The sequence below is a fragment of the Citrobacter sp. KH_055_1 genome, assembly GCF_057838705.1.
The window spans coordinates 3,502,509-3,525,063 of record NZ_CM174473.1 but is presented as its reverse complement, the minus strand read 5'-3'; the positions used below and the strand labels follow the sequence as shown (position 1 = coordinate 3,525,063).

Annotated in this window: 19 protein-coding genes; 7 read left to right on the top strand and 12 right to left on the bottom strand. The window is 55.5% G+C overall.

Features of this window, described 5'->3' with window-relative positions:
• Positions 1-109: 109 nt before the first annotated feature.
• Positions 110-1,414: an inosine/guanosine kinase gene (locus tag AC3ITF_RS16690; protein WP_135912448.1), complete on the top strand. Its 1,305-nt coding sequence runs from the start codon at positions 110-112 to the stop codon at positions 1,412-1,414.
• Positions 1,415-1,518: 104 nt separating this feature from the next.
• Here AC3ITF_RS16690 and ybaL read toward each other — a convergent pair whose 3' ends face one another.
• Together ybaL and AC3ITF_RS16680 are read right to left on the bottom strand one after the other, a co-directional pair.
• Entirely contained in the window at positions 1,519-3,198 is a 1,680-nt protein-coding gene (gene ybaL / locus AC3ITF_RS16685) for a YbaL family putative K(+) efflux transporter (protein ID WP_115259190.1), read from the bottom strand.
• Positions 3,199-3,423: 225 nt separating this feature from the next.
• Positions 3,424-4,644 carry an MFS transporter gene (locus tag AC3ITF_RS16680; RefSeq protein WP_115259189.1) on the bottom strand — a complete coding sequence of 407 codons (1,221 nt, stop codon included), beginning with the start codon at positions 4,642-4,644 and terminating at the stop codon, positions 3,424-3,426.
• A 162-nt stretch (positions 4,645-4,806) separates the two neighbouring features.
• On the opposite strand from AC3ITF_RS16680, the gene ushA reads away from it, so the two are divergent.
• Positions 4,807-6,459, top strand: coding sequence for a bifunctional UDP-sugar hydrolase/5'-nucleotidase UshA (gene ushA / locus AC3ITF_RS16675; RefSeq protein ID WP_135912446.1), 1,653 nt, complete (start codon positions 4,807-4,809; stop codon positions 6,457-6,459).
• 107 nt (positions 6,460-6,566) lie between these two features.
• Here ushA and ybaK read toward each other — a convergent pair whose 3' ends face one another.
• The 3 genes from ybaK to copA all read right to left on the bottom strand — a co-directional run bounded on the left by ybaK (position 6,567) and on the right by copA (position 10,697).
• Complete coding sequence (ybaK, locus tag AC3ITF_RS16670; protein WP_489175859.1) at positions 6,567-7,046, bottom strand: Cys-tRNA(Pro)/Cys-tRNA(Cys) deacylase YbaK; 480 nt, start codon at positions 7,044-7,046, stop codon at positions 6,567-6,569.
• A gap of 201 nt (positions 7,047-7,247) precedes the next feature.
• A complete protein-coding gene (locus tag AC3ITF_RS16665; protein WP_146717220.1) occupies positions 7,248-8,042 on the bottom strand; it encodes a TraB/GumN family protein in 795 nt (264 codons plus the stop codon).
• Between the two features lie 153 nt (positions 8,043-8,195).
• Positions 8,196-10,697, bottom strand: a complete 2,502-nt coding sequence (gene copA, locus AC3ITF_RS16660) for a copper-exporting P-type ATPase CopA (RefSeq protein WP_135912444.1) — start codon at positions 10,695-10,697, stop codon at positions 8,196-8,198.
• Between the two features lie 109 nt (positions 10,698-10,806).
• Between copA and cueR the strand changes: the two genes are divergently transcribed.
• Complete coding sequence (gene cueR, locus AC3ITF_RS16655; protein ID WP_181618827.1) at positions 10,807-11,217, top strand: Cu(I)-responsive transcriptional regulator; 411 nt, start codon at positions 10,807-10,809, stop codon at positions 11,215-11,217.
• Here the strand turns inward: cueR and AC3ITF_RS16650 are convergent.
• From AC3ITF_RS16650 to AC3ITF_RS16635, 4 genes are read right to left on the bottom strand one after another with little or no spacing between them, the layout of a single operon-like run.
• On the bottom strand, positions 11,214-11,930 hold the full coding sequence (locus AC3ITF_RS16650) for a DUF3142 domain-containing protein (protein WP_489175858.1): 717 nt from the start codon (positions 11,928-11,930) through the stop codon (positions 11,214-11,216). The genes cueR and AC3ITF_RS16650 overlap by 4 nt on opposite strands.
• Positions 11,900-14,044, bottom strand: coding sequence for a PA5441 family protein (locus AC3ITF_RS16645; protein ID WP_489175857.1), 2,145 nt, complete (start codon positions 14,042-14,044; stop codon positions 11,900-11,902). The genes AC3ITF_RS16650 and AC3ITF_RS16645 overlap by 31 nt, the downstream gene beginning before the upstream one ends.
• 26 nt (positions 14,045-14,070) lie before the next feature.
• Positions 14,071-14,523, bottom strand: coding sequence for an NfeD family protein (locus AC3ITF_RS16640; RefSeq protein WP_117342146.1), 453 nt, complete (start codon positions 14,521-14,523; stop codon positions 14,071-14,073).
• Positions 14,520-15,437, bottom strand: a complete 918-nt coding sequence (locus AC3ITF_RS16635) for an SPFH domain-containing protein (RefSeq protein ID WP_096758014.1) — start codon at positions 15,435-15,437, stop codon at positions 14,520-14,522. Before AC3ITF_RS16635 ends, AC3ITF_RS16640 begins: the two co-directional genes overlap by 4 nt.
• A 132-nt stretch (positions 15,438-15,569) precedes the next feature.
• On the opposite strand from AC3ITF_RS16635, the gene fetA reads away from it, so the two are divergent.
• Together fetA and fetB are read left to right on the top strand one after the other, a co-directional pair.
• Entirely contained in the window at positions 15,570-16,247 is a 678-nt protein-coding gene (gene fetA / locus AC3ITF_RS16630) for an iron efflux ABC transporter ATP-binding subunit FetA (RefSeq protein ID WP_137362753.1), read from the top strand.
• Positions 16,234-17,013 carry an iron efflux ABC transporter permease subunit FetB gene (gene fetB, locus AC3ITF_RS16625; protein WP_117342149.1) on the top strand — a complete coding sequence of 260 codons (780 nt, stop codon included), beginning with the start codon at positions 16,234-16,236 and terminating at the stop codon, positions 17,011-17,013. Before fetA ends, fetB begins: the two co-directional genes overlap by 14 nt.
• Before the next feature lie 105 nt (positions 17,014-17,118).
• On the opposite strand, the gene AC3ITF_RS16620 is transcribed toward fetB, so the two are convergent.
• Genes AC3ITF_RS16620 through tesA form a run of 3 tightly spaced genes read right to left on the bottom strand, consistent with a single transcriptional unit; the run spans position 17,119 to position 19,458 of the window.
• Positions 17,119-17,973 (bottom strand): co-chaperone YbbN, encoded by an 855-nt coding sequence (locus AC3ITF_RS16620; RefSeq protein WP_115259180.1) that lies wholly within the window; start codon positions 17,971-17,973, stop codon positions 17,119-17,121.
• A 59-nt stretch (positions 17,974-18,032) separates the two neighbouring features.
• Positions 18,033-18,803 carry an SDR family oxidoreductase gene (locus AC3ITF_RS16615; protein ID WP_135912439.1) on the bottom strand — a complete coding sequence of 257 codons (771 nt, stop codon included), beginning with the start codon at positions 18,801-18,803 and terminating at the stop codon, positions 18,033-18,035.
• Between the two features lie 28 nt (positions 18,804-18,831).
• Entirely contained in the window at positions 18,832-19,458 is a 627-nt protein-coding gene (gene tesA, locus AC3ITF_RS16610) for a multifunctional acyl-CoA thioesterase I/protease I/lysophospholipase L1 (RefSeq protein ID WP_220131787.1), read from the bottom strand.
• On the opposite strand from tesA, the gene ybbA reads away from it, so the two are divergent.
• Both ybbA and ybbP read left to right on the top strand, forming a co-directional pair.
• Positions 19,426-20,112: a putative ABC transporter ATP-binding protein YbbA gene (gene ybbA, locus AC3ITF_RS16605; RefSeq protein ID WP_115259178.1), complete on the top strand. Its 687-nt coding sequence runs from the start codon at positions 19,426-19,428 to the stop codon at positions 20,110-20,112. The genes tesA and ybbA overlap by 33 nt on opposite strands.
• On the top strand, positions 20,109-22,523 hold the full coding sequence (gene ybbP, locus AC3ITF_RS16600; protein ID WP_489175856.1) for a putative ABC transporter permease subunit YbbP: 2,415 nt from the start codon (positions 20,109-20,111) through the stop codon (positions 22,521-22,523). Before ybbA ends, ybbP begins: the two co-directional genes overlap by 4 nt.
• Positions 22,524-22,555: the final 32 nt, after the last annotated feature.

Here is a 22,555-nt window from a genome sequence, read left to right as displayed (position 1 = left end):
AGATAAACTGCGATCTCGCCGCCCGATATTGAAAATTAGCACCGCATCGCGCGCGCAGGAGGGAATGTGCTACCATGCATCGCTCAGTTAACCACCCGTAAAATCGACCATGAAATTTCCCGGCAAACGCAAATCCAAACACTATTTTCCCGTCAGCGCGCGCGATCCGTTGCTGCAACAAATTCAGCCTGAAAACGAGACCAGCGCCGCCTGGGTCGTCGGTATCGACCAGACTCTGGTGGATATAGAAGCCAAAGTCGATGACGACTTTGTGAAGCGTTATGGATTAAGCGCCGGGCATTCTCTGGTGATTGCTGATGATGTTGCTGAGGCGCTCTATCAGGAACTGGTGCGTGACAATTTAATCACCCATCAGTTTGCGGGCGGAACCATCGGTAACACCATGCACAACTATTCGGTACTGGCGGATGACCGCTCTGTATTGCTGGGCGTCATGTGTAGCAACATTGAGATTGGTAGCTACGCGTATCGCTATTTATGCAATACCTCCAGCCGTACCGATCTGAACTACCTGCAGGGCGTTGACGGGCCGATTGGTCGCTGCTTCACGCTGATTGGCGAATCCGGCGAGCGTACCTTCGCCATCAGCCCCGGTCACATGAACAAACTGCGGGCAGACAGCATTCCCGAGTCGGTGATTGCCGGTGCCTCTGCGCTGGTGCTGACCTCATATCTGGTGCGCTGCGAACCGGGCGAGCCGATGCCGGAAGCGACCATGAAGGCCATTGAGTTCGCCAAAAAGCACAATGTCCCGGTGGTGCTGACCTTAGGAACCAAATTCGTTATTGCGGATAACCCGCAGTGGTGGCAGGAATTCTTGAAAGAGAATGTCTCCATTCTGGCGATGAACGAAGAAGAAGCCGAAGCGCTGACCGGCCTGAATGACCCGCTGCTGGCATCTGACAAAGCGCTGGATTGGGTGGATTTGGTGCTGTGTACCGCCGGTCCGGTGGGCCTGTATATGGCTGGGTTTACGGAAGATGAGGTCAAACGCAAAACGCAGCATCCGCTGCTGCCGGGCGCTATTGCCGAATTCAACCAGTACGAGTTCAGCCGCGCGATGCGCCATAAAGACTGTATCAACCCGTTGCGCATTTATTCGCACATTGCCCCGTACATGGGTGGCCCTGAGAAAATCATGAACACCAACGGCGCGGGTGACGGTGCGTTGGCGGCCTTGCTGCATGATATTACGGCAAACAGCTACCATCGCGGCAATGTGCCGAACTCCAGCAAGCACAAGTACACCTGGCTGACCTATTCCTCGTTAGCGCAGGTGTGTAAATATGCCAATCGCGTGAGTTATCAGGTGCTGAACCAGCATTCACCGCGCCTGACGCGCGGATTGCCGGAGAAGGAAGACAGCCTCGAAGAGGCTTACTGGGAGCGTTAAGCGGTATTGCGCGACATTGCCCGGTGGCGTTATTGCTTACCGGGCCTGCATAATGCGGTGTACCCGCAGGCCGGATAAGCGCTAGCACCATCCGGCACACAACATTAACTGGCGGTAGCAACGTTACCCGCTGGTGGCGTTTCAATAAGTTCCAGCATGGTGCGCGCGATTTCACGTTCACCCATCACCACCTGATTAGCACCACGCTCGGTAATGTATTCCACTTCATCGTCATAATGCGCGCGGGCGATAATCTCAATCGTCGGGCACTTCTCACGCGCGGAAGCCACAATCTCACCGGCTTCATAACCATTCGGGATGGTCAGCAGCAGCCAGCGCGCACAGTCCAGATGTGCCAGGTTCATGATCTCTTCGTTGGCTGCATTGCCCAGTACCGCGCGGATCCCACGTTCACGTAGCTCGTCCACGCGAGTCCGCGACGTTTCGATAACCACCAGCGGGATACCCGCAGCCATCAGTTTTTCACCTAACAAGCTACCGACGCGGCCAAAACCGACCAGCAGGGCATGATTACAGATATCGACCGGGATTTGCTTCTCTTCTTCGATAGCTTCTTCCAGCGTCTGCTCTTCCAGCGTTTCGGTTTTTGCGAGGTATTTTTCCAGCACGGCGAACAGCACTGGATTTAGCATGATGGACAGGATGGCCCCGGCCAGCACCAGGTTTTGTCCCGCCTGTGGTAACAGGTTAAGCGCCATGCCAAGGCCGGCGAGGATAAAAGCAAATTCGCCAATCTGCGCCAGGCTGGTGGCAATGGTGAGCGCTGTGCGCTGAGAGTGACCGAACAGGCGCACCAGGAAATAGGCGGCGAGGGATTTACCAAAGATGATAATTGCCAGCGTGCCCAGCACAGCCAGCGGTTGCTGGATCAGGACCAATGGGTCGAACAGCATGCCGACGGAAACAAAGAACAGCACCGCAAATGCATCACGCAGCGGCAGGGTGTCATGCGCCGCACGGTGGCTCAGTTCAGATTCGTTCAGCACCATACCGGCGAAGAACGCGCCCAGTGCGAAGGAAACATCGAATACTTCTACGGCACCAAACGCGATACCTAATGCGAGTGCCAGTACCGACAGGGTAAACAGTTCACGCGAGCCCGTGGCGGCGCTACGGGCCATGATCCACGGCACCAGGCGACGACCGACCAGCATCATAATGGCGATAAACGCGATTACTTTACCGATGGTGATGCCCATATCAACGGCCAGTGACGCAAAGCCAACGTTGTCTTTTTCCAGCATACCGGCGATGGCTGGCAGGAGAACCAGCGTTAGCACCATCATCAGGTCTTCAACAATCAGCCAGCCAATGGCGATCTGCCCGCGCTGGCTGTCAATCAACTGTCGTTCTTCAAGCGCGCGCAGTAGCACCACGGTACTGGCGGTAGACAGACATAATCCAAAGACGATACCGACCATCAGCGACCAGCCCAGCACAGCTGAAAGCGCCATACCCAGCAGCGTCGCCACGGCTATCTGGGCTATCGCACCGGGAATGGCGATGGACTTTACCGCCATTAAATCCTTCAACGAAAAGTGTAGCCCCACGCCGAACATCAGCAGGATCACGCCAAGTTCTGCCAGTTCCGGCGCAAGCTTGGTATCCGCAACAAAACCAGGTGTAAATGGACCGGCCAGAACGCCCGCTAACAGATATCCCACCAGAGGAGAAATACGCAGTTTATTGGCAAGCATGCCAAATATAAAAGCGAGCACAAGGCCGCCAACAATGGTGGTGATAAGCGGGGTGGCGTGATGCATTCCGTCTCCTTTGATTGCTGTGGTGATCCTGAAAACCCTAATTACGAGTAATAGTTTATGACAATTTTAATGTTTATGTTTATGAATAATTATTGAAATTTGATGAAAACAGGAATTTAGTCGTAAAAAAGCACGGATCGGATAACTGCGGGGGGGAGCATAGAGCAAACGCTGATGGTCACTGTAAGTGATGGCGGCCAAAGTTTACTTTTGGCCGCCATAAAATCAGGCTTTATGTCGGTTATCAGGTAAGAATATGGTCAGTATCCCCAGAAGAGGCAGGAAAGCACATATTTTATAGACCAAATCAATACTGGTATGGTCGGCAACCAGCCCTAACACCGCGGCCCCTAAGCCGCCCATGCCAAAGGCAAAACCGAAAAACAGCCCAGAAACCATGCCGATACGCCCCGGAAGCAGCTCCTGAGCGTATACCAGAATGGCAGAAAAGGCCGATGCCAGGATAAAACCAATGATCACGGTTAAAATCCCGGTCCATTCCAGCGTTGCATAGGGTAAAACGAGGGTAAACGGCGCTACGCCGAGGATAGAGCCCCAAATGACATATTTTCTACCGATTTTATCACCTAGCGGTCCGCCAATAACCGTCCCTGCCGCAACGGCAAACAGGAACGCAAACAGGTGGAACTGCGCATTTTGTACCGATAATCCGAATTTTTGCATCAGATAAAAGGTGTAATAGCTGCTGATGCTCGCCATATAGAAGTATTTGGAGAAAATCAGCACCAGCAGGATGCTAATCGCCAGCACCACCTTGTTGCGCGGTAGCGGGTTAACGATGGCGACTTTCGGCTTACCTTTACTCATCCGATGTTGGGCCGAATACCAACGGCTGATTTGCGCCAGTACCACAATCGCTAACAACGCGGCCAGCACGAACCACGCTACATTACCCTTACCGTATGGCGCGATGATGACAGCCGCCAGCAATGGCCCCAGAGAACTGCCGAAGTTACCGCCCACCTGGAAAATAGACTGGGCCAGACCATGGCGACCGCCGGAAGCCATCCGTGCCACGCGAGACGATTCCGGGTGAAACACCGATGAACCTGTGCCGACCAGCGCGGCGGCGAGCAGCACCATATGGAAATTACCGGCCATTGCCAGCAATACCAGTCCACTCAGCGTGAAGCACATGCCAATAGGCAGTGACCATGGCATCGGATATTTGTCTGTCCAGTAACCTACCACCGGTTGAAGCAACGAGGAGGTGAGCTGGAAAGTCAGGGTAATCATCCCGATCTGCATAAAGCTCAGCGAGAACTCTGACTGCAACAGCGGATAAATCGCCAGGATCAGCGACTGGATCATATCGTTGAGCAGGTGAGAAAGGCTGATCGCCCCTAAAATGCCAAACGAGGTGCGTGCTTTTTGCGACGGCGCAGCAGAGCCGGGGAGCGGTTGAGCGGTTTGATTGGTAGCCATAGGTCCACTTCAGTAATGATGAGACAGGAACAGGTGTAATTATTATCCGACTAACATACCTGCGGAAGGTGTTTGAAGGAAGTCTCATTTCTGAAAACATTTTCGGCTATTATTTCATATCATTGTAATTTCAGCGGTTGATATTGGGTCAGGGAGAGAAGCATGAAATTTTTGAAACGGGGCGTGGCGCTGGCATTATTTGCCGCCTTTGCGCTGGCAGGTCAGCCTGCTCAGGCTTACGAAAAAGATAAAACCTATAAAATAACCATTCTGCATACCAACGATCATCACGGCCACTTCTGGCGCAGCGAATACGGCGAATACGGGCTGGCGGCGCAAAAAACGCTGGTGGACGGTATTCGTCATGAGGTGGCAGCCGAGGGCGGAAGCGTCCTGTTGCTTTCCGGCGGTGACATTAATACCGGTGTACCGGAGTCCGATCTTCAGGATGCTGAACCGGATTTTCGCGGCATGAACCTGATTGGCTATGACGCGATGGCGGTGGGAAACCACGAATTTGATAATCCACTGACCGTGTTGCGACAGCAGGAAAAATGGGCCAAATTCCCGCTCCTCTCCGCCAACATCTACCAGAAAAGCACCGGTGAGCGTTTATTCAAACCCTGGGCCATCTTTAAGCGCCAGGATTTAAAAATTGCCGTTATCGGTTTAACCACCGACGACACGGCGAAAATTGGCAACCCGGAGTTCTTCACCGACATCGAGTTCCGTAAACCTGCGGATGAAGCCAAACTGGTGATTCAGGAACTCAATATGGGTGAAAAGCCCGATGTCATTATTGCCACCACGCACATGGGGCATTACGACAACGGCAACCACGGCTCCAACGCTCCAGGCGATGTGGAAATGGCGCGTAGCCTGCCCGCAGGCGCGCTGGCGATGATTGTGGGTGGTCACTCACAGGATCCGGTGTGCATGGCATCGGAAAACAAAAAGCAGGTGGATTACGTACCAGGTACCCCGTGTGCGCCAGATAAACAAAATGGTATCTGGATCGTCCAAGCGCACGAGTGGGGAAAATACGTAGGCCGCGCGGACTTTGAATTCCGCAACGGCGAAATGAAAATGGTCAACTACCAGCTCATTCCGGTAAACCTGAAGAAGAAAGTGACCTGGGATAACGGCAAAAGTGAGCGCGTACTTTTCACCCCGGAAATCGCTGAAAACCCGCAAATGCTATCCCTGCTAACGCCGTTCCAGAATAAAGGCAAAGCGCAGCTGGAGGTCAAAATTGGTAGCGTTAATGGGCGTCTGGAAGGAGACCGCAGCAAAGTCCGTTTTGTTCAGACCAATATGGGGCGTCTGCTACTGGCGGCGCAAATGGCGCGCACCGGTGCTGATTTTGGCGTGATGAGCGGTGGTGGCGTCCGTGACTCCATTGAAGGCGGCGATATTACCTATAAAAGCGTGCTCAAGGTTCAGCCGTTTGGCAACATAGTGGTCTATGCCGATATGAGTGGTAAAGAGGTGGTTGACTATCTGACCGCCGTCGCGCAAATGAAGCCGGACTCGGGGGCCTATCCGCAATTTGCCAACGTTAGCTTTGTGGCGAAAGACGGCAAGCTTAACGATTTGAAAATCAACGGTGAGCCCGTCGACCCGGCCAAAACCTATCGCATGGCGACGCTGAGTTTCAACGCCACCGGCGGTGATGGCTATCCGCGAATTGATAACAAACCGGGTTATGTGAATACCGGGTTTATCGATGCGGAAGTATTGAAAGAGTATGTGCAGAAGAATTCACCGTTGGATGCCAGTGCGTTTGAGCCGAAGGGTGAAGTTAGCTGGCAATAACTGAGCGCAGTGCCGGATGGCGGTGCAAGCACCTTATCCGGCCTACGAGTCAATGCGGTTTGTAGGCCTTAAAGCTGCGCGCCATCAGGCAATCATTCCAAAACAGGTTAATCGCGGCGTGCGATATCGGCGAATTTCGCATCCAGAATTTTGGCCAAATCGTCCGCCGCCAGTTCAATATCCAGCCCGCGTTTGCCGCCGGAAACATAAATAGTGTCAAACGTCCGGGCGGGGGCGTCGATAAGCGTCGGCAATCTTTTTTTCTGCCCTAATGGGCTGATGCCGCCCACCAGATAGCCGGTGGTACGCTGCGCCACTATTGGGTCGGCCATGTCGACCTTTTTCGCGCCCAGCGCCCTGGCGACCTTTTTCAGATCCAACTGTCCGGCTACCGGCGTGACGGCGACGACCAGATGTTTCATATCGCCATTCACGGCAACCAGCAGCGTTTTATAGACCTGATCCGCATTCAGACCCAGTTTACGCACCACTTCATCACCAAAATTAGTCTCTGACGGATCGTGATCATAGGTATGAATCTGGAACGAAATGTTGTTTTTTTCGAGTAAGTTAACGGCGGGTGTCATAGCAATTTTTCCTGGCTCAGACAAAATACGACTAAAGCATACGCCTGATGGCGGTCGAAAAAATAGTACCATCTTGCGCAATAGTATTGGCAGGATGCTGACTTTGAGCGACAATCGACCTACACCGATGCTTTAAGCGTCGGCATAATAATAATGATGAAATTCCTCTTTGACGGGCCAATAGAAATATTGGCCATTTTTTTATCGCAACATCTCCGGCAAATTCCCTTCTCCATAAAGATGCAGTGCGCCTACTGCCACCACATAATGGCCTGCGGGCAACGCGTTAAGCTTGTCCCGCCATGCCTCATTTCGCTGGTGCATCAGGACGTCATATAACGACTGACTGAACGTATTGGGTAACGTGAGATCGTTATTCTGCGGCGGTGTTTTTAACCACCAACCCATCATCTGTTGCAGCAGACGGGCATTGGTATGCCAGTGTGTCAGGGTATCGTCCAGCAACGCCAGACCGTTATCCGGTAGCTGACATAAAAGATCGATTTGGCTGGCAGCACCTTCCAGCTCGATAACCGGCTTTTGCACCTGCTTCGCCTGTTTCAGCAGTTGGTAATCAATTCCGTATTCCGCACGTAACCCCAACTGCTGCGCCTGGGTTGCCTGCAATATCATGGCGATTTGCCACAAAGGTTGGGTGGAAAACAGGGAAGGGGAAATGCCCAACTCAGCGCTGACTTTTTGCACGTGGCGGAGCTGTTCGTCGCTGATGCGGTCTTCCAGAGCGGCAAACGTGGGCAGGTTAGCAAACGGCGCATCGTCACCGGAAACATCGGCTTCGACGATCAGCGCATCGGCGCGGTAGAGCTTTTTCAGGAGTTTGGCGGGCAGAGGGGCCATTTCACGGCTGCCCATATGAATACTGCCAATCAGATGAAAATGGCGATCGCCGGGCAACGAGATGTCGATAGCAGGCCAGGTATAATGGTGACCGCGTAGTGCAGACCATAATGCTTTTACCCGGTATAACAGATCCATACGACCTCCCGTTGAAAAATCCCATGCTAGCGCGTGGTCCGGGAAGGTGCAATGCGTGAATCGCCGGATGGCGACGCGAAAGCGTCTTATCCGGCCTACGATATCACCTGCATTTTGTAGACCGGATGAGCGTTAGCGTCATCCGGCACAGGGTTACTCTTTGGGTTTAAAGCGCAGCAGTCGGTTCGCGTTGCTTACCACGGTGATGGAAGAGAGCGCCATCGCCGCCCCAGCCACTACTGGGTTAAGCAGGGTACCGGTAAACGGCCACAGGATCCCGGCGGCAACGGGAATACCAATGCTGTTATAGATAAATGCGCCGAGCAGATTTTGCTTCATGTTCCGCAGGGTGGCCCGCGAGATAGACAGCGCATCCGCCACGCCCATCAGGCTATGGCGCATCAGCGTAATCGCCGCGGTTTCAATGGCGACATCGCTGCCACCGCCCATGGCAATCCCTACGTCGGCCTGTGCAAGTGCTGGCGCATCGTTGATCCCATCACCGACCATCGCCACCTGATGTCCCTGGCTTTGCAGGCGTTTAATCGCCTCTGCTTTTCCGTCCGGCAGAACGCCTGCGATCACCTCGTCGATGCCTGCTTCTTTGGCAATAGCGTTAGCGGTGGTTGGGTTGTCCCCGGTGAGCATCACCAGACGATACCCGGCGCGGTGCAAGCGCTGCAGTGCCGCCACGCTGTCGCTGCGCAGCGGGTCACGAACCGCGAGCAGTGCGGCCGCTTTGCCGTCAATCGCCAGCAGCACCGGAGTCGCCCCCTGAGTGGCCTGCGCGGTGATTTCAGCTTCCATCTCCGTGGTGACCACCTGCTGTTCATGGAGCAGCGTCTGGTTGCCCAGCAGCAGCCAATGACCTTCCGCTTCACCGCTAACGCCTAAGCCGCGCAGCGTACGGAACCCATTGACCTGCGGCAGGGCCGCATCGCCGGCTTTATCCAGAATCGCGCGGGCCAGCGGGTGGCTGGAACCCTGTTCAAGGGCTGCGGCCAGACGGATGGCCTGCGCTTCATCGATATCACCGAAAGTTTTGATGGCGACAACCTGCGGTTTCCCTTCGGTCAGCGTCCCGGTTTTATCAAACACCACGGTATCAAGCGTACTGGCACGCTGCAGCGCATCGGCGTCGCGGACCAGAACACCAAACTCTGCGGCACGACCGACCCCGGAAATAATCGACATCGGTGTTGCCAGACCCAGCGCACACGGGCAGGCGATAATCAGTACGGTGGTGGCAATCACCAGCGTATAGACAATCTGCGGTGCCGGGCCAAAGAAATACCAGATTGCGGCGCTGACCAGCGCAATCACTACCACCACCGGAACGAACACCGAGGAGATGCGGTCAGCCAGCTTGCCAATCTCTGGCTTGCTGCTTTGCGCCTGACGGACCATGCGAATAATGCGCGACAGGGTGGTATGGCTGCCGACAGCGCTGGCGCGGAACAGCACGCTGCCATCCTGAACTACCGTACCGGCGTGGACGCTGTCGCCTTCGCCTTTTTGTTGTGGGATTGGCTCGCCGGTGAGCATGGCTTCATCCAGCCAGGCTTCGCCTTGGGTGATTTCACCGTCCACCGGGACGCGGTCACCGGTGGTCAGGCGCAGTAACATGCCTGCCTGAACATCGGCCAGCGGGACGTTTTTTTCGCCTTCTTCTGTCACCACGCGCGCGGTCGGTGGCGTGAGGTCGAGCAGTTTTTCCAGTGCTTTGGAGGAGCGTTGACGGGCGCGCGCCTCCAGCATATGTCCGAGGTTAATCAGACCGATAATCATCGCACTGGCTTCATAATAGAGGTGGCGTGCTTCCATCGGGAACCACTGCGGCCAGAGGTTAACGCTCATTGAATAGAGCCAGGCCACCCCGGTTCCGAGCGCCACCAGGGTATCCATGGTGGCGGTGCCGTTCATCAGGCTTTTCCATGCGCTGCGGTAAAAGTGACCGCCTGCGAAGACCATCACGGCGAGCGTCGCCAGACCGATGACCAGCCACAGGCTACGGTTATCGGCGGTGACCATCATGTTATCGCCCATCATGCCCCACACCATCACCGGTACGCCCAGCAGCAGCGCAACGGCTGCCTGCCAGCGAAAGCGTTTCATGGTGGCAACGGCCGTTTCCTGCTGGCGTTCACGACGTTTAACATCGTCTTCGATGGCTTCAGCGCCGTAGCCGGCCTTCTCTACGGCCTGGACTAATTCTTCGGCGGAAGCGCTGCCCATTACCAGCGCAGTACGCTCCGCCAGATTTACCCGTGCCTGCGTGACGCCCGGTACGTTTTGCAACGCATTTTGTACCCGGGAAACACAGCTGGCGCAGCTCATGCCGCTCAACAACAACTGTTGGCTGTCATCTTCAGCCGTCGCTACCGGAAGCTCAGAAGAGACCGCTGTCAGCGCTTCCGACGGGATTGATGACTCCGCCAGCGGTTTAGCCTTTGGGTGGCTTAACTCTGCGCCATAGCCAGCTTGTTTGATGGTTTCAATTAACGCTTCGGCGCTGGCGCTACCGGTAACGTGTGCTTCGGTAACAGTGACATCCGCTTGCTCAACGTCCGGACGTTGTTCGAGACTTTCTTTGACGCGTTTAACGCAGTGACCACAGGACAATCCGTCCAGGGTCAGGTCGATGGTTTGAGACATAACAATAATCCTCTATGATTGGTCGGTGGTTTATTGACCTTGGCAATCGTTTTGACTAACTGTTATAAAGGTTAAACCTTCCATCAAGGGGAAGGTCAAGGGGGAAGATGTGAATATATCCGATGTTGCTAAAAAAACCGGTTTAACCAGTAAAGCTATCCGCTTTTATGAAGAGAAAGGGCTGGTGACGCCGCCGATGCGCAGCGAAAACGGATACCGCACCTATACGCAGCAACATCTGAACGAACTGACGTTGCTGCGTCAGGCGCGGCAGGTTGGCTTTAACCTTGAAGAGTGCGGTGAGCTGGTAAACCTGTTTAACGATCCGGCACGCCACAGCGCAGATGTGAAAAAGCGCACCCTGGAAAAAGTGGCGGACATTGAGCAGCACATTAATGAACTCCAGGCGATGCGCACGCATTTGCTGGCGCTGGCGGACAGCTGTCCCGGCGATGACAGCGCCGAATGCCCGATCATCGATAATCTCTCCGGCTGCTGCCACCACAAAGCGAAGGCCTAAAGGCGAGGCGGTTGCAGCATAAAGACCACCGTGCCGCGATACCACGGTGATGTCTCCAACTGCGCTTCCGCCTGCACATTCCGACTACCGTGTTGTACCAGCCCGAGCTTAAACGGAATGCGTAACCGGGTGAGTGCGGGCAGATACGCCTGATAATTGGCTACCGTGTGACGTCCTTGATAGCTTTGCACCACCAGTTCATCAACCGGTAGCGCATTCAGCGTGGCGACATCGCCGGTCTTGGCCCAGTCCAGCAGTCCGGTTACCCCAAGAGCGAACTCCGGCGGCAGCTGTTGGCGCAACTGTTGCAGAAATCGGGCGTAATCGGCGAGCTGATGGGTTGCCGCGTCAAAATCAACCTGTAGACCGACCACGTGGTTGCCTGCGGCCAGCCAGCGCTGCAACAGCCGCACGATACGTGCCGGGATCGCATCCGGCACGTCGAGGGTAGTAAAACGCACGGTCAGCCAAATTGACGGAAAGGTCAGGCGGCTGACCGGCAGACCCAGACGCTGAAAGACCACCAGGCCCGAGCGGGTCAGCACTTCCCCCTGGTGCAGATACACCGTTTGCGCGTCCCGCAGCTCGTCGCTGGCTTTTACCCCGGACCATAACCAAAAGGCCTGATGTTCACGGGCAGCTACCGTTTCTGCGGCCTGAGCCTGTCCGCTCAGCAGCGCAATTACCAGTAGTATTTGAGTTTTTGCGCCCACGGGCTTCCTGGATACTGCGTCTTCAACTGTGTGTACCAGTCTTTACGCTGCGACTTGTCCACCTCTTCACCGCCGCATTCGTTATAACCCGATGGTGCATAGCACATGATGGCCCGGTACAGCGCAAAACTTTTGTCTTCGACTTCTGCGTTGGGGGAAGCGATCACCTGCTGATAATAACGCTGGCGGTCAAACTGCCCGAACGGCTCTTTGCGTGAGATGCCCGTGCCCAGCACGTCGTTACCGGCACTGTCTGCCTGCAGATCCACATGGGTTTGCGAAGTACGGAAGAATTCCCCCAGGCAGTTCAGCGCGTGGGCATCATCCGCTTTTTTGCTTAGCACAGTGACCGTTTCATCGAGGCTACGGCAGGTATAACCGGCCTGGGCGGCGTCGCCGTTCCAGTCAAAGGTACTCAGATTTACATCAGCAAACGACTCGCCAATCACCGGTGGCGTAATCGCGCCAGCCAGCTTTTTGTCGTTCAACCAGTCGCTAAAACGATTCTCGGTGAGATCGCGTACCAACAATGTATGCAGGGCGATGGTGCGTTCTTCGTTGTTGGGGCCGCGAGTGGCCTGCTGGCGCAGCAGCTCTGGTGTTGCCTGTGCTTTTAGCACCTGCGAACGAAAACGCAGGTTCGTCACCGCGCTGTCCGGGGCGAAAATAGACGCAATGTCGCCGCTGTAAACCAGCGTTGCCGCCAGCTTGGCCTGTACATACTGCTGCTGTTCGGGGTCCTGACTGATTTTCAGTAGCTGCTGCCAGAACGCGCGGGCGGCGGGCCACTGCTGTTGCCCCATCAGCGCTGCGCCGTACATCACCTGCTCACTGAAGGCGAGAATGTCGTGTGCGGGGAGTTTTTGCGCCGGGGTTACCGCCTGCACAATGGCTGCGTAATTGCCCGTTGCCATCCACATATTCAGCTGTAGATCCTGCCACAGGGCGAGTTTTCCGCTCTTCTCAAATACCGGTTTGCTGGCGTCGAGTTGTTCTTGGGTTAATGTCAGTTTGTAATCACCATTCAAACGCAGCGCGCGCAGCAGTTCGATATAGCTGACCAGCGGCGCGTCGGGGAAGGCCTCTACCACGGGGTCTTCAAAGAATTGCATACCGAATACATTATCGTATTCGATGACGATTTCACGCAGTTGCTGTGCGTCAGCCGACTGCTGGAGCGTCTGCTCATACAACCCGACCAACTGCGGCCACGCCTGTAAATACCAGTTAATCCGGCGCAGCATGCCGCGTGCGGAGTCGGCGTAGAGCCCTTGGGGAAATCGCTGCAGATAGGCCTGCGCCAGCGTTTGAGCCTGAGTAGCGTCTTCGCGGTTAATTTTTGCGATATCAAAATCGCCGAATTGGCCAATGCTGTTCTGACTGCTCTTGTTCAACGCGGTGCGCATCAGCATGTATTGCGCGGTTTCTGCCAGCCACGGACTACTGCTGGTGGCTAGCTGCGTGAAATCCTGTTCGGCAGTGACGTAGTCGCCTTCATAGAAACGGGCGGCGGCGATCAGATAGGTTTTGTATTGTTGCGCAGAGGCGTCGGCAGGGATGGTGGCAAGCGAGGATGTAATTTGCTCAGCGCTCGCGCCGGACAGTAGTCCCAGGCGTGCCCGGGCTAACGCCTGGCGTTGTTCAGCTGTTAACGTAGTATCCGCCAGCAGTGCGGCAAAGAACTGGCTGACGCTGGCTGTCGTATTCGACACATGGCGGTTCTCATGCTCTGCGTCGTCGGCGTTTGTCTCTTCGACGGTAATCTGCAGTTCGGCCATCTGGCGGGCAAGCGCATCATCTTTGCTTTGCACTGGGGCGTCGGCTGGCGGCGGAGATATTTCATCCCACTGTGGATGATATGCAAAATAGTAATCGCGGGAGCGGGTAACATCCGCAGGCAGTGACTGCACCGGCAGGGTGAATGATTTCTCCTGGCTCAACAGACGCAGCAGGTTATCACGGGTGTCGTTTTCCGGGCTGAGGACCGGGATGCCTTTCAGCAGACAGCTCGCATCGCTCCATTTACAGTCTTCCATATCAAAAGAGGCGAATGCCTGTGGGGCACCCGCCAGCAAGGTACACACGGCAAAGGCGAGGGGTGTCTTCCTGACCATAATCTTTATTCCTGTCATTATGTGGGTTATAAGGCTCTGATAATCAGGGTAATGCCTTCAACGGCAATCACCTCAACCTGTGTTCCTGCACTCAAATCGTCACGCGCGCTGACCGGCCAGGAGCTGTCGCCCACGCGCATATGTCCGCGCCCGTTCACCAGCGCCGTTTCCAGCACAAACCGGCGGCCGACCAGTTGCTGTCCGCGCTGGTTGAGATGGCTGTCTGCCGGTTTTTGTTCCTGCACACGCTTTGCCAACCACTTCCACCACAGCCAGGCTGCCAGCAGCGTTAAGACGGCGAACATCGCGCCCTGCCAGGCCCAGTCGAGCGGCAATAGCCAGACGACCAGACCGGTGATGACTGCCGCCACACCGCTCCACAGCAGATAGCCGTTGCCGCCCAACATCTCAGCGGCCAGTAACAGACCGCCGAGGCTGAGCCAGAAGAGGTGTGGATGAACCAGAATCATCGCAATCATGATTTGTTCCGCTCGCTGGCGCTGTCCTTAATCAGTTCGCTAATACCGGCAATGGAGCCCATCAGGCTGCTGGCATCCAGCGGCATCATCACCACTTTGCTGTTATTGGACGAACCGATTTGTTGCAGCGCTTCGGTGTATTTCTGTGCCACGAAGTAGTTCACGGCCTGAATATCCCCGGCGGCAATGGCCTCAGACACCATCTGCGTTGCACGGGCTTCAGCTTCGGCGGAACGTTCGCGCGCTTCGGCCTGCAAGAACGCGGACTGGCGTTCACCTTCCGCTTTCAGGATTTTCGACTGCTTCTCACCTTCGGCCTTGACGATTTCGGCCTGGCGGATCCCTTCGGCCTCAAGAATATAGGCGCGCTTGGTTCGTTCGGCTTTCATCTGGGCGTTCATGGCGTCGATAAGCTCGGCCGGTGGGCGCACATCGCGGATTTCAATACGGGTAATTTTGATGCCCCACGGGTTGGTGGCTTCATCAACGATATGCAGCAAACGCGTATTGATGTTGTCGCGCTGGGAAAGCATTTCGTCCAGCTCCATCGAGCCGAGAACGGTACGGATGTTGGTCATCGTCAGGTTGATGATCGCCAGTTCCAGATTGCTGACTTCATACGCCGCTTTTGGCGCATCGATCACCTGAATAAAGCACACCGCATCGATGGATACGTTGGCGTTATCTTTGGAGATAACTTCCTGCGACGGAATATCGAGAACCTGCTCCATCATATTGATCTTACGACCAATCCTGTCCATGAACGGTACCACGAGGCTTAAGCCTGGCTGCAGGGTTTTGGTGTAACGACCAAAGCGTTCCACCGTCCACTGGTATCCCTGAGGGACGATTTTGACGCCTGCGCCAACAATCACCAGCGCGACAAAAATGAGAATGGGGATGAAAATGAGCATCGATAAAACCTCCTGTTACGCTGTCCTTTACTGCCTGATAAGTCAAATTATACCCGATTTATCAAGGTGGCTCCCCAATAATAAATTACAGGGATAGACTGTCTGCACGAAAGCGGTGAAAAGGGAATGATAATGGAAGAAAGCAGTATTTTGCTCCAGCTCAACGATGTCGGCTGGCAGGCGGGTAACACGAAGATTCTCAATAATATCTGTTTTAATCTCCACGCCGGGGAATTTAAGCTTATAACAGGCCCATCCGGCTGCGGTAAAAGCACATTGCTGAAGATTGTGGCCTCGTTAATTAGCCCAAGCAACGGTGAGATCCTCTTTGAGGGAAAGGAGATATCCACGCTCAAACCCGAAGCGTATCGACAGCAGGTCTCGTATTGTGCGCAAACCCCCGCATTGTTTGGCGACACCGTTTACGACAATCTCATTTTTCCGTGGCAAATTCGGCATAAACACCCACAAGAAGAGGCATTTCTCGACGATCTGGCGCGCTTTGAGCTGCCCGAGACGATCCTCAAAAAAGGCATCAATGAACTGTCCGGCGGTGAAAAGCAACGCGTCTCGCTCATTCGTAATTTGCAGTTTTTGCCCAAAATTCTGCTGCTCGATGAAATCACCAGCGCGCTGGATGAAACCAATAAGCGGAATGTAAATGAGCTTATACATCGCTACGTTCGCGAGAAAAATATGGCGGTGTTGTGGGTGACGCACGACAAAGATGAAATTAATCATGCGGATAATGTCATAACCCTCCAACCGCATGCCGGAGAAATGCAGGAAACACGCAATGAACGAGCATAATATTACCAATGAGTCGCTGGCATTAGCGATGATGCTGGTGGTGGTGGCTATTCTGATTAGCCATAAAGAAAAACTGGCGCTGGAAAAAGATATTCTCTGGAGCGTTTGTCGGGCGGTTATCCAGCTTATTATCGTCGGCTACGTGCTGAAATATATCTTTGGCGTGAATCACAGTATTCTGACCTTATTGATGGTGCTGTTTATCTGTCTTAACGCCGCCTATAACGCGCAAAAACGCAGTAAATATATCGGCAACGCCTTTATCTCGTCGTTTATTGCAATAACGGCAGGGGCCGGACTGACGCTGGCGGTACTGGTGCTGTCAGGCTCCATTGCGTTCACGCCGATGCAGGTGATCCCGATTTCCGGCATGATTGCGGGCAACGCGATGGTGGCGGTCGGGCTGTGTTATAACAATCTGGGCCAGCGATTTAACAGCGAGCAGCAGCAAATTCAGGAAAAGTTGAGCCTCGGTGCCACGCCGAAGATTGCCTCCGCGCCGTTAATTCGCGACAGTATTCGTGCGTCGTTGATCCCAACCATTGATTCCGCGAAAACCGTCGGTCTGGTGAGCTTGCCGGGGATGATGTCGGGGTTAATCTTTGCCGGTATCGATCCGGTAAAAGCGATCAAATATCAGATTATGGTGACCTTCATGCTGCTTTCTACCGCCAGCCTGTCGACCATTATCGCCTGCTATTTAACCTATCGGAAGTTCTATAATTCGCGTCACCAATTAGTCGTAACGCATCTGAAGAAGACGTAATGTGAAGCCGGATGGCGGCTACCGCCTTATCCGGCCTACGGGATCGGTATTTGTAGAATTTGTAGGCCCGATAGGCGCAAGCGCCATCGGGCAACATCACGCGGATTAGTACAACAACGCGTACAGCTGACGACGATACTTCGACGCCAGCGCATCGCCGGTGCCCAATGCGGCGAGGATCTCCTGGAAGGTCTTACGCGCCTGGCCGTCAGCGGCAGCAAGATCTTTTCTCAGGTGGCTGAACAGCAGCTCCAGCGCTTCTTCGTTACGTCCGACCTGATGCAGTTGGATCGCCAGTTGGGTGGCCAGTGCGGCATCCTGCGGGTTGTCTGCGACCTGCTGCTGCAACAGTTGGATTTCCGGCGTGTCTGCCGCCTGCTTCAGCAGTTCAATTTGGGCGACCAGACCCTGATAGCGGGTGTCCTGATCCTGTAACGGAATGGTTTTCAGCACCGCTTCGGCATCGTCGGAGCGGTTCAGGGCGATTTGCGTTTCTGCCAGCAGCAACCCAATTTCGCTGCTCTGGTTGGACATCTGCCAGGCTTCTTTCAGCAGCGGCAGTGCGTCAGCGTGGTTGCCAGCTTCAATGAATTCGATGGCCTGGCGTGCTTTCAGCTCTTCTTCACTTGGCAGGACTTTCTCGAGCAGCGCACGGATCACCTCTTCCGGCTGCGGACCCTGGAAACCGTCCACCGGCTGACCGTTCTGGAATAGATACACCGTTGGGATGGCACGCAGGCCAAACTGCGAGGCGATCATCTGCTCGGCGTCGCAGTCCAGCTTGGCGAGAATAAACTGACCGTTGTACTGCGCGACCAGGCTTTCCAGCACCGGCGTCAATTGCTGACAGTGCTGGCTGCGTTCAGACCAGAAATAGAACAGGACCGGCGTGGTCATCGACAGTTCAAGGGTCTGCTGCAGGTTAGATTCGTTAATATTGACAATATTTTGTACGGACATGGAGTCACTCTCTATTCGTCGATTTGTTTTTACATGGGGGCAGACGCGCTGGCTTCAACTCAGCCCTGTAAAATTTTGTCCATTACACGACCTGGCAACAGGCGCTTCAACAGCATGACTGCCCAGGTCACCAGGGTGACGGGGTAGCGCAGTTTCGGTTTATCGCTCTCAAAAGCATGACGCACTTTGGCGACCACGGCCTCAGGTCCTAACGTAAACCGTGCGGCAATACCGGGGTTTTCTACCGGGGAATCGCTCTGTGTCTGGTTAACGTTCTCGGTGAAACGGGTGCGGATAGGGCCGGGTTCAATCAAGCTGACTTTGATGCCGCTGTGGCGTAACTCCATACGCAGCGCATCGGACCAGGCTTCCAGCGCGTATTTGCTGGCGGCATAGGCACCTCGTCCCGGCGTGGAGATCAGGCCCATCACCGAGGACGTCATCACAATACGCCCTTCACCGTGGGGCAACATGGTGGGCAGCAGGCGCATGGTCAGCTGATGCGCGCCAAAGAAGTTGGCGGAAAACTGCTGCTCCATCTGCTCGCGGCTGATGGTTGGCAGCGGGCCATACACGCCGAATCCGGCGTTATTAAAGATCCCATACAAACGATTATCGGTCAGGGCGATCACCTCATCGGCTGCGCGATCCACGCTTTCTGTAGAGTCCAGATCCAGCAAGATGCCGGTGAATCCCATGCCGTTCATGCGTGTGACATCGTCGGGTTTGCGGCAGCCTGCCAGAATTTGAAAACCCTGGCGCTTCAGCTCAAGCGCGCTTTCCAGGCCGATTCCACTGGAACATCCTGTTATTAAGACCGATTTTTGCATAACTTTACCTGTCAGGATCTCCGTTGTTTTACGAGTCGTGATTTACTAGAGGTGTGAGATGTTGCGCCATCCAGTCGGCGATAAACGGCTGGGCGTCACGATTAGGGTGGATACCATCATCCTGCATCCATTGGGGTTTCAGATAGACCTCTTCCATAAAAAAGGGCAGCAGAGGAATATCAAACTCGCTGGCGAGCTTTGGATAAATTGCGCTAAAGGTTTCATTATACCGGCGACCGTAGTTGGCTGGCAGACGAATTTGCATCAGCAGCGGTTCGGCCTTTGCCGCTTTGACGTCGTGTAAAATTTTACGCAAGGTTTGTTCAGTTTGCGCAGGTGAAAACCCGCGCAGGCCGTCATTGCCGCCCAGTTCGACCAGCACCCAGCGTGGCTGGTGTTGTTGCAGTAATGCGGGCAGACGCGCCAGGCCCTGCTGTGAGGTGTCGCCACTAATGCTGGCATTCACCACCGATGTTTTGTTTTGCCATTTATCATGCAGCAGTGCTGGCCACGCTGCGCTGGCCGACATTCGGTATCCGGCACTCAGGCTGTCACCCAGAATTAATAACGTGTCCGCCGCGGCGGCGCGGAAAGTTAACAGAACCAGGAACAGGAAGGGCAAATGCCAGCGGAAAACATTGTTGAAGTTCATCATCTTAAGAAATCCGTCGGTCAGGGTGATCAGGAGCTATCCATCCTTACCGGAGTTGAACTGGTTGTCAAACGCGCCGAGACCATTGCGCTGATTGGTGAGTCGGGTTCGGGGAAATCCACGCTGCTGGCGATCCTCGCCGGGCTGGACGATGGCACAAGCGGCGAAGTCAACCTGGTCGGGCAACCGTTGCACAGTATGGACGAAGAAGCCCGGGCGCAGCTGCGCGCGCAGCATGTCGGCTTTGTCTTTCAGTCCTTCATGCTCATTCCGACCCTCAACGCACTCGAGAACGTCGAACTGCCGGCGTTATTGCGCGGGGAAAACAGTGGCAGCAGTCAGGCTGGAGCCAAAGCTTTGCTGGAGCAATTGGGGTTAGGCAAACGCCTTGACCACCTTCCGGCCCAGCTGTCCGGCGGGGAGCAGCAGCGCGTGGCGCTGGCGCGGGCGTTTAATGGACGCCCGGACGTGCTGTTTGCCGACGAGCCGACGGGCAACCTCGATCGGCAAACTGGAGACAAAATTGCCGATCTGCTGTTCTCTCTCAACCGTGAACACGGCACCACCCTGATTCTGGTCACGCATGACCCGCAGCTGGCGGCGCGCTGCGACCGGCGTTTACGTCTGGTTAACGGGCTGCTACAGGAGGAGGCATGATTGCACGCTGGTTCTGGCGCGAATGGCGCTCGCCCTCATTATTAATTGTCTGGCTGGCGCTCAGCCTGGCGGTGGCCTGCGTGCTGGCGCTGGGGAATATCAGCGACCGCATGGAAAAAGGGCTGAGCCAGCAAAGCCGCGAATTTATGGCGGGCGACCGGGCGCTGCAAAGCTCGCGGGACGTGCCGAAAGCCTGGATTGACGAGGCGCGACAGCGCGGCCTGAAGGTGGGCGAACAGCTGACCTTCGCCACCATGACCTTTGCCGCCGATACTCCGCAACTGGCGAACGTCAAAGCGGTGGATGACGTGTACCCCCTGTATGGTGCGCTGCAAACCAACCCGCCAGGGCTGAAACCGCAGCCCGGTTCAGTGCTGCTGGCCCCGCGTCTGATGGCGCTGCTCAATTTGAAAATCGGTGATGCCATTGATGTCGGGGACGCCACGCTGCGTATTGCTGGCGAGGTGGTACAGGAGCCGGATTCCGGGTTTAACCCGTTTCAGATCGCGCCGCGTCTGATGATGAATCTTGCCGATGTCGAAAAAACGGGGGCCGTCCAGCCTGGAAGCCGTGTGACCTGGCGTTATAAATTTGGCGGCACGCCGCAGCAGTTGGAAGATTATGAAAAGTGGCTGTTGCCGCAGTTAAAACCGGAGCAGCGTTGGTACGGGCTGGAACAAGATGAAGGCGCGCTGGGGAAATCTCTCGAACGCTCGCAACAGTTCCTGCTGCTGTCGGCACTGTTAACGTTGCTGCTGGCGGTTGCCGCCGTTGCCGTGGCGATGAATCATTACTGCCGCAGCCGCTACGATCTGGTGGCGATACTAAAAACGCTCGGCGCGGGCAGGGCGCAGCTACGCAAGCTGATTGTCGGCCAGTGGTTGATGGTGTTGGCGTTGTCCGGTATCACCGGCGGGGCGTGTGGTCTACTGTTTGAACGCATACTGGTGCTGCTGCTCAGGCCCGTTTTACCGGGTGAATTGCCGCCTGCCAGCCTGTGGCCGTGGCTGTGGGCGTTCGGCACCATAACCGTCATTTCACTGCTGGTCGGGCTGCGTCCCTATCGTCTGCTGCTGGCCACGCAGCCGCTGCGGGTGCTGCGCCGCGACGTGGTGGCCAACGTCTGGCCGCTGAAGATCTATTTGCCCGTGGCGACGATCGTGGTGGTTGCGCTGCTGGCCGGGCTGATGGGCGGAAGCATGCTACTGTGGGCGGTGCTGGCCGGTGCGGTGGTGCTGGCGCTGTTGTGCGGCGTGCTGGGCTGGATGCTGCTCAACCTGCTGCGCGGCCTGACGCTCACCTCGCTGCCGCTGCGTCTGGCGGTCAGTCGCTTACTGCGCCAGCCGTGGTCAACGCTGAGTCAGCTGTCGGCCTTTTCGCTCTCTTTTATGCTACTGGCGCTGTTGCTGGTGTTACGGGGCGATCTGCTCGACCGCTGGCAGCAGCAAATGCCGCCGGAAAGCCCGAACTACTTCCTCATCAATATTGCCACTGAACAGGTGGGGCCGCTGAAGGCGTTCCTGTCCGAGCATCAGGTGATCCCTGAGTCGTTCTACCCGATTGTGCGGGCGCGTCTGACCGCCATCAATGACAAGGCAACCGAAGGTAATCAGGATGAGTCGCTTAACCGCGAACTGAACCTGACCTGGCAGGATACCCGTCCGGATCATAACCCGTTAACCGCCGGAAGTTGGCCGCCAAAAGCAGGTGAAGTGTCGATGGAAGAAGGGCTGGCGAAGCGACTGAACGTCAAACTTGGCGATCGCGTGACCTTTATGGGTGACACCCAGGATTTCAGCGCTACGGTCAGTAGCCTGCGTAAGGTGGACTGGGAAAGCCTGCGGCCTAACTTCTTCTTTATCTTCCCGCAGGGCGCGTTGGACGGGCAGCCGCAAAGTTGGCTGACCAGCTTCCGTTGGGAAAATGGCAACGGCATGCTGACGCAGCTTAACCGCGAGTTTCCGACCATCAGCCTGCTGGATATCGGCGCGATCCTCAAACAGGTTGGCCAGGTGCTTGAACAGGTCAGCCGGGCGCTGGAGGTGATGGTGGTGCTAGTTACCGCTTGTGGCATGCTGTTGCTGCTGGCACAGGTGCAGGTCGGCATGCGTCAGCGGCATCAGGAACTGGTGGTCTGGCGGACGCTGGGGGCGGGCAAGAAATTGCTGCGCACCACGCTTTGGTGCGAGTTCGCCATGCTGGGGATGGTCTCCGGGCTGGTTGCGGCCATTGGCGCAGAAACCGCGCTGGCGGTTCTGCAAACCCGCGTGTTTGATTTCCCGTGGGAGCCTGACTGGCGGCTGTGGGTCATCTTACCGGTTTGCGGGGCGTTGCTGCTGTCATTATGCGGTGGGTGGCTCGGCGCACGTCTGCTAAAAGGCAAGGCCCTGTTTCGTCAGTTTAACAATTAATTCATTTTAGTGATGATTACGCACCGGTTTTT

Bases quoted from the DNA above. Each gene is read 5' to 3' on its own strand.
- AC3ITF_RS16690 (WP_135912448.1), top strand. From the start codon at position 110: ATGAAATTTCCCGGCAAACGCAAATCCAAACACTATTTTCCCGTCAGC.
- ybaL (WP_115259190.1), bottom strand. From the start codon at position 3,198: ATGCATCACGCCACCCCGCTTATCACCACCATTGTTGGCGGCCTTGTG.
- AC3ITF_RS16680 (WP_115259189.1), bottom strand. From the start codon at position 4,644: ATGGCTACCAATCAAACCGCTCAACCGCTCCCCGGCTCTGCTGCGCCG.
- ushA (WP_135912446.1), top strand. From the start codon at position 4,807: ATGAAATTTTTGAAACGGGGCGTGGCGCTGGCATTATTTGCCGCCTTT.
- ybaK (WP_489175859.1), bottom strand. From the start codon at position 7,046: ATGACACCCGCCGTTAACTTACTCGAAAAAAACAACATTTCGTTCCAG.
- AC3ITF_RS16665 (WP_146717220.1), bottom strand. From the start codon at position 8,042: ATGGATCTGTTATACCGGGTAAAAGCATTATGGTCTGCACTACGCGGT.
- copA (WP_135912444.1), bottom strand. From the start codon at position 10,697: ATGTCTCAAACCATCGACCTGACCCTGGACGGATTGTCCTGTGGTCAC.
- AC3ITF_RS16645 (WP_489175857.1), bottom strand. From the start codon at position 14,044: ATGGTCAGGAAGACACCCCTCGCCTTTGCCGTGTGTACCTTGCTGGCG.
- AC3ITF_RS16640 (WP_117342146.1), bottom strand. From the start codon at position 14,523: ATGATTGCGATGATTCTGGTTCATCCACACCTCTTCTGGCTCAGCCTC.
- AC3ITF_RS16635 (WP_096758014.1), bottom strand. From the start codon at position 15,437: ATGCTCATTTTCATCCCCATTCTCATTTTTGTCGCGCTGGTGATTGTT.
- fetA (WP_137362753.1), top strand. From the start codon at position 15,570: ATGGAAGAAAGCAGTATTTTGCTCCAGCTCAACGATGTCGGCTGGCAG.
- fetB (WP_117342149.1), top strand. From the start codon at position 16,234: ATGAACGAGCATAATATTACCAATGAGTCGCTGGCATTAGCGATGATG.
- AC3ITF_RS16620 (WP_115259180.1), bottom strand. From the start codon at position 17,973: ATGTCCGTACAAAATATTGTCAATATTAACGAATCTAACCTGCAGCAG.
- AC3ITF_RS16615 (WP_135912439.1), bottom strand. From the start codon at position 18,803: ATGCAAAAATCGGTCTTAATAACAGGATGTTCCAGTGGAATCGGCCTG.
- ybbA (WP_115259178.1), top strand. From the start codon at position 19,426: ATGCCAGCGGAAAACATTGTTGAAGTTCATCATCTTAAGAAATCCGTC.
- tesA (WP_220131787.1), bottom strand. From the start codon at position 19,458: ATGATGAACTTCAACAATGTTTTCCGCTGGCATTTGCCCTTCCTGTTC.
- ybbP (WP_489175856.1), top strand. From the start codon at position 20,109: ATGATTGCACGCTGGTTCTGGCGCGAATGGCGCTCGCCCTCATTATTA.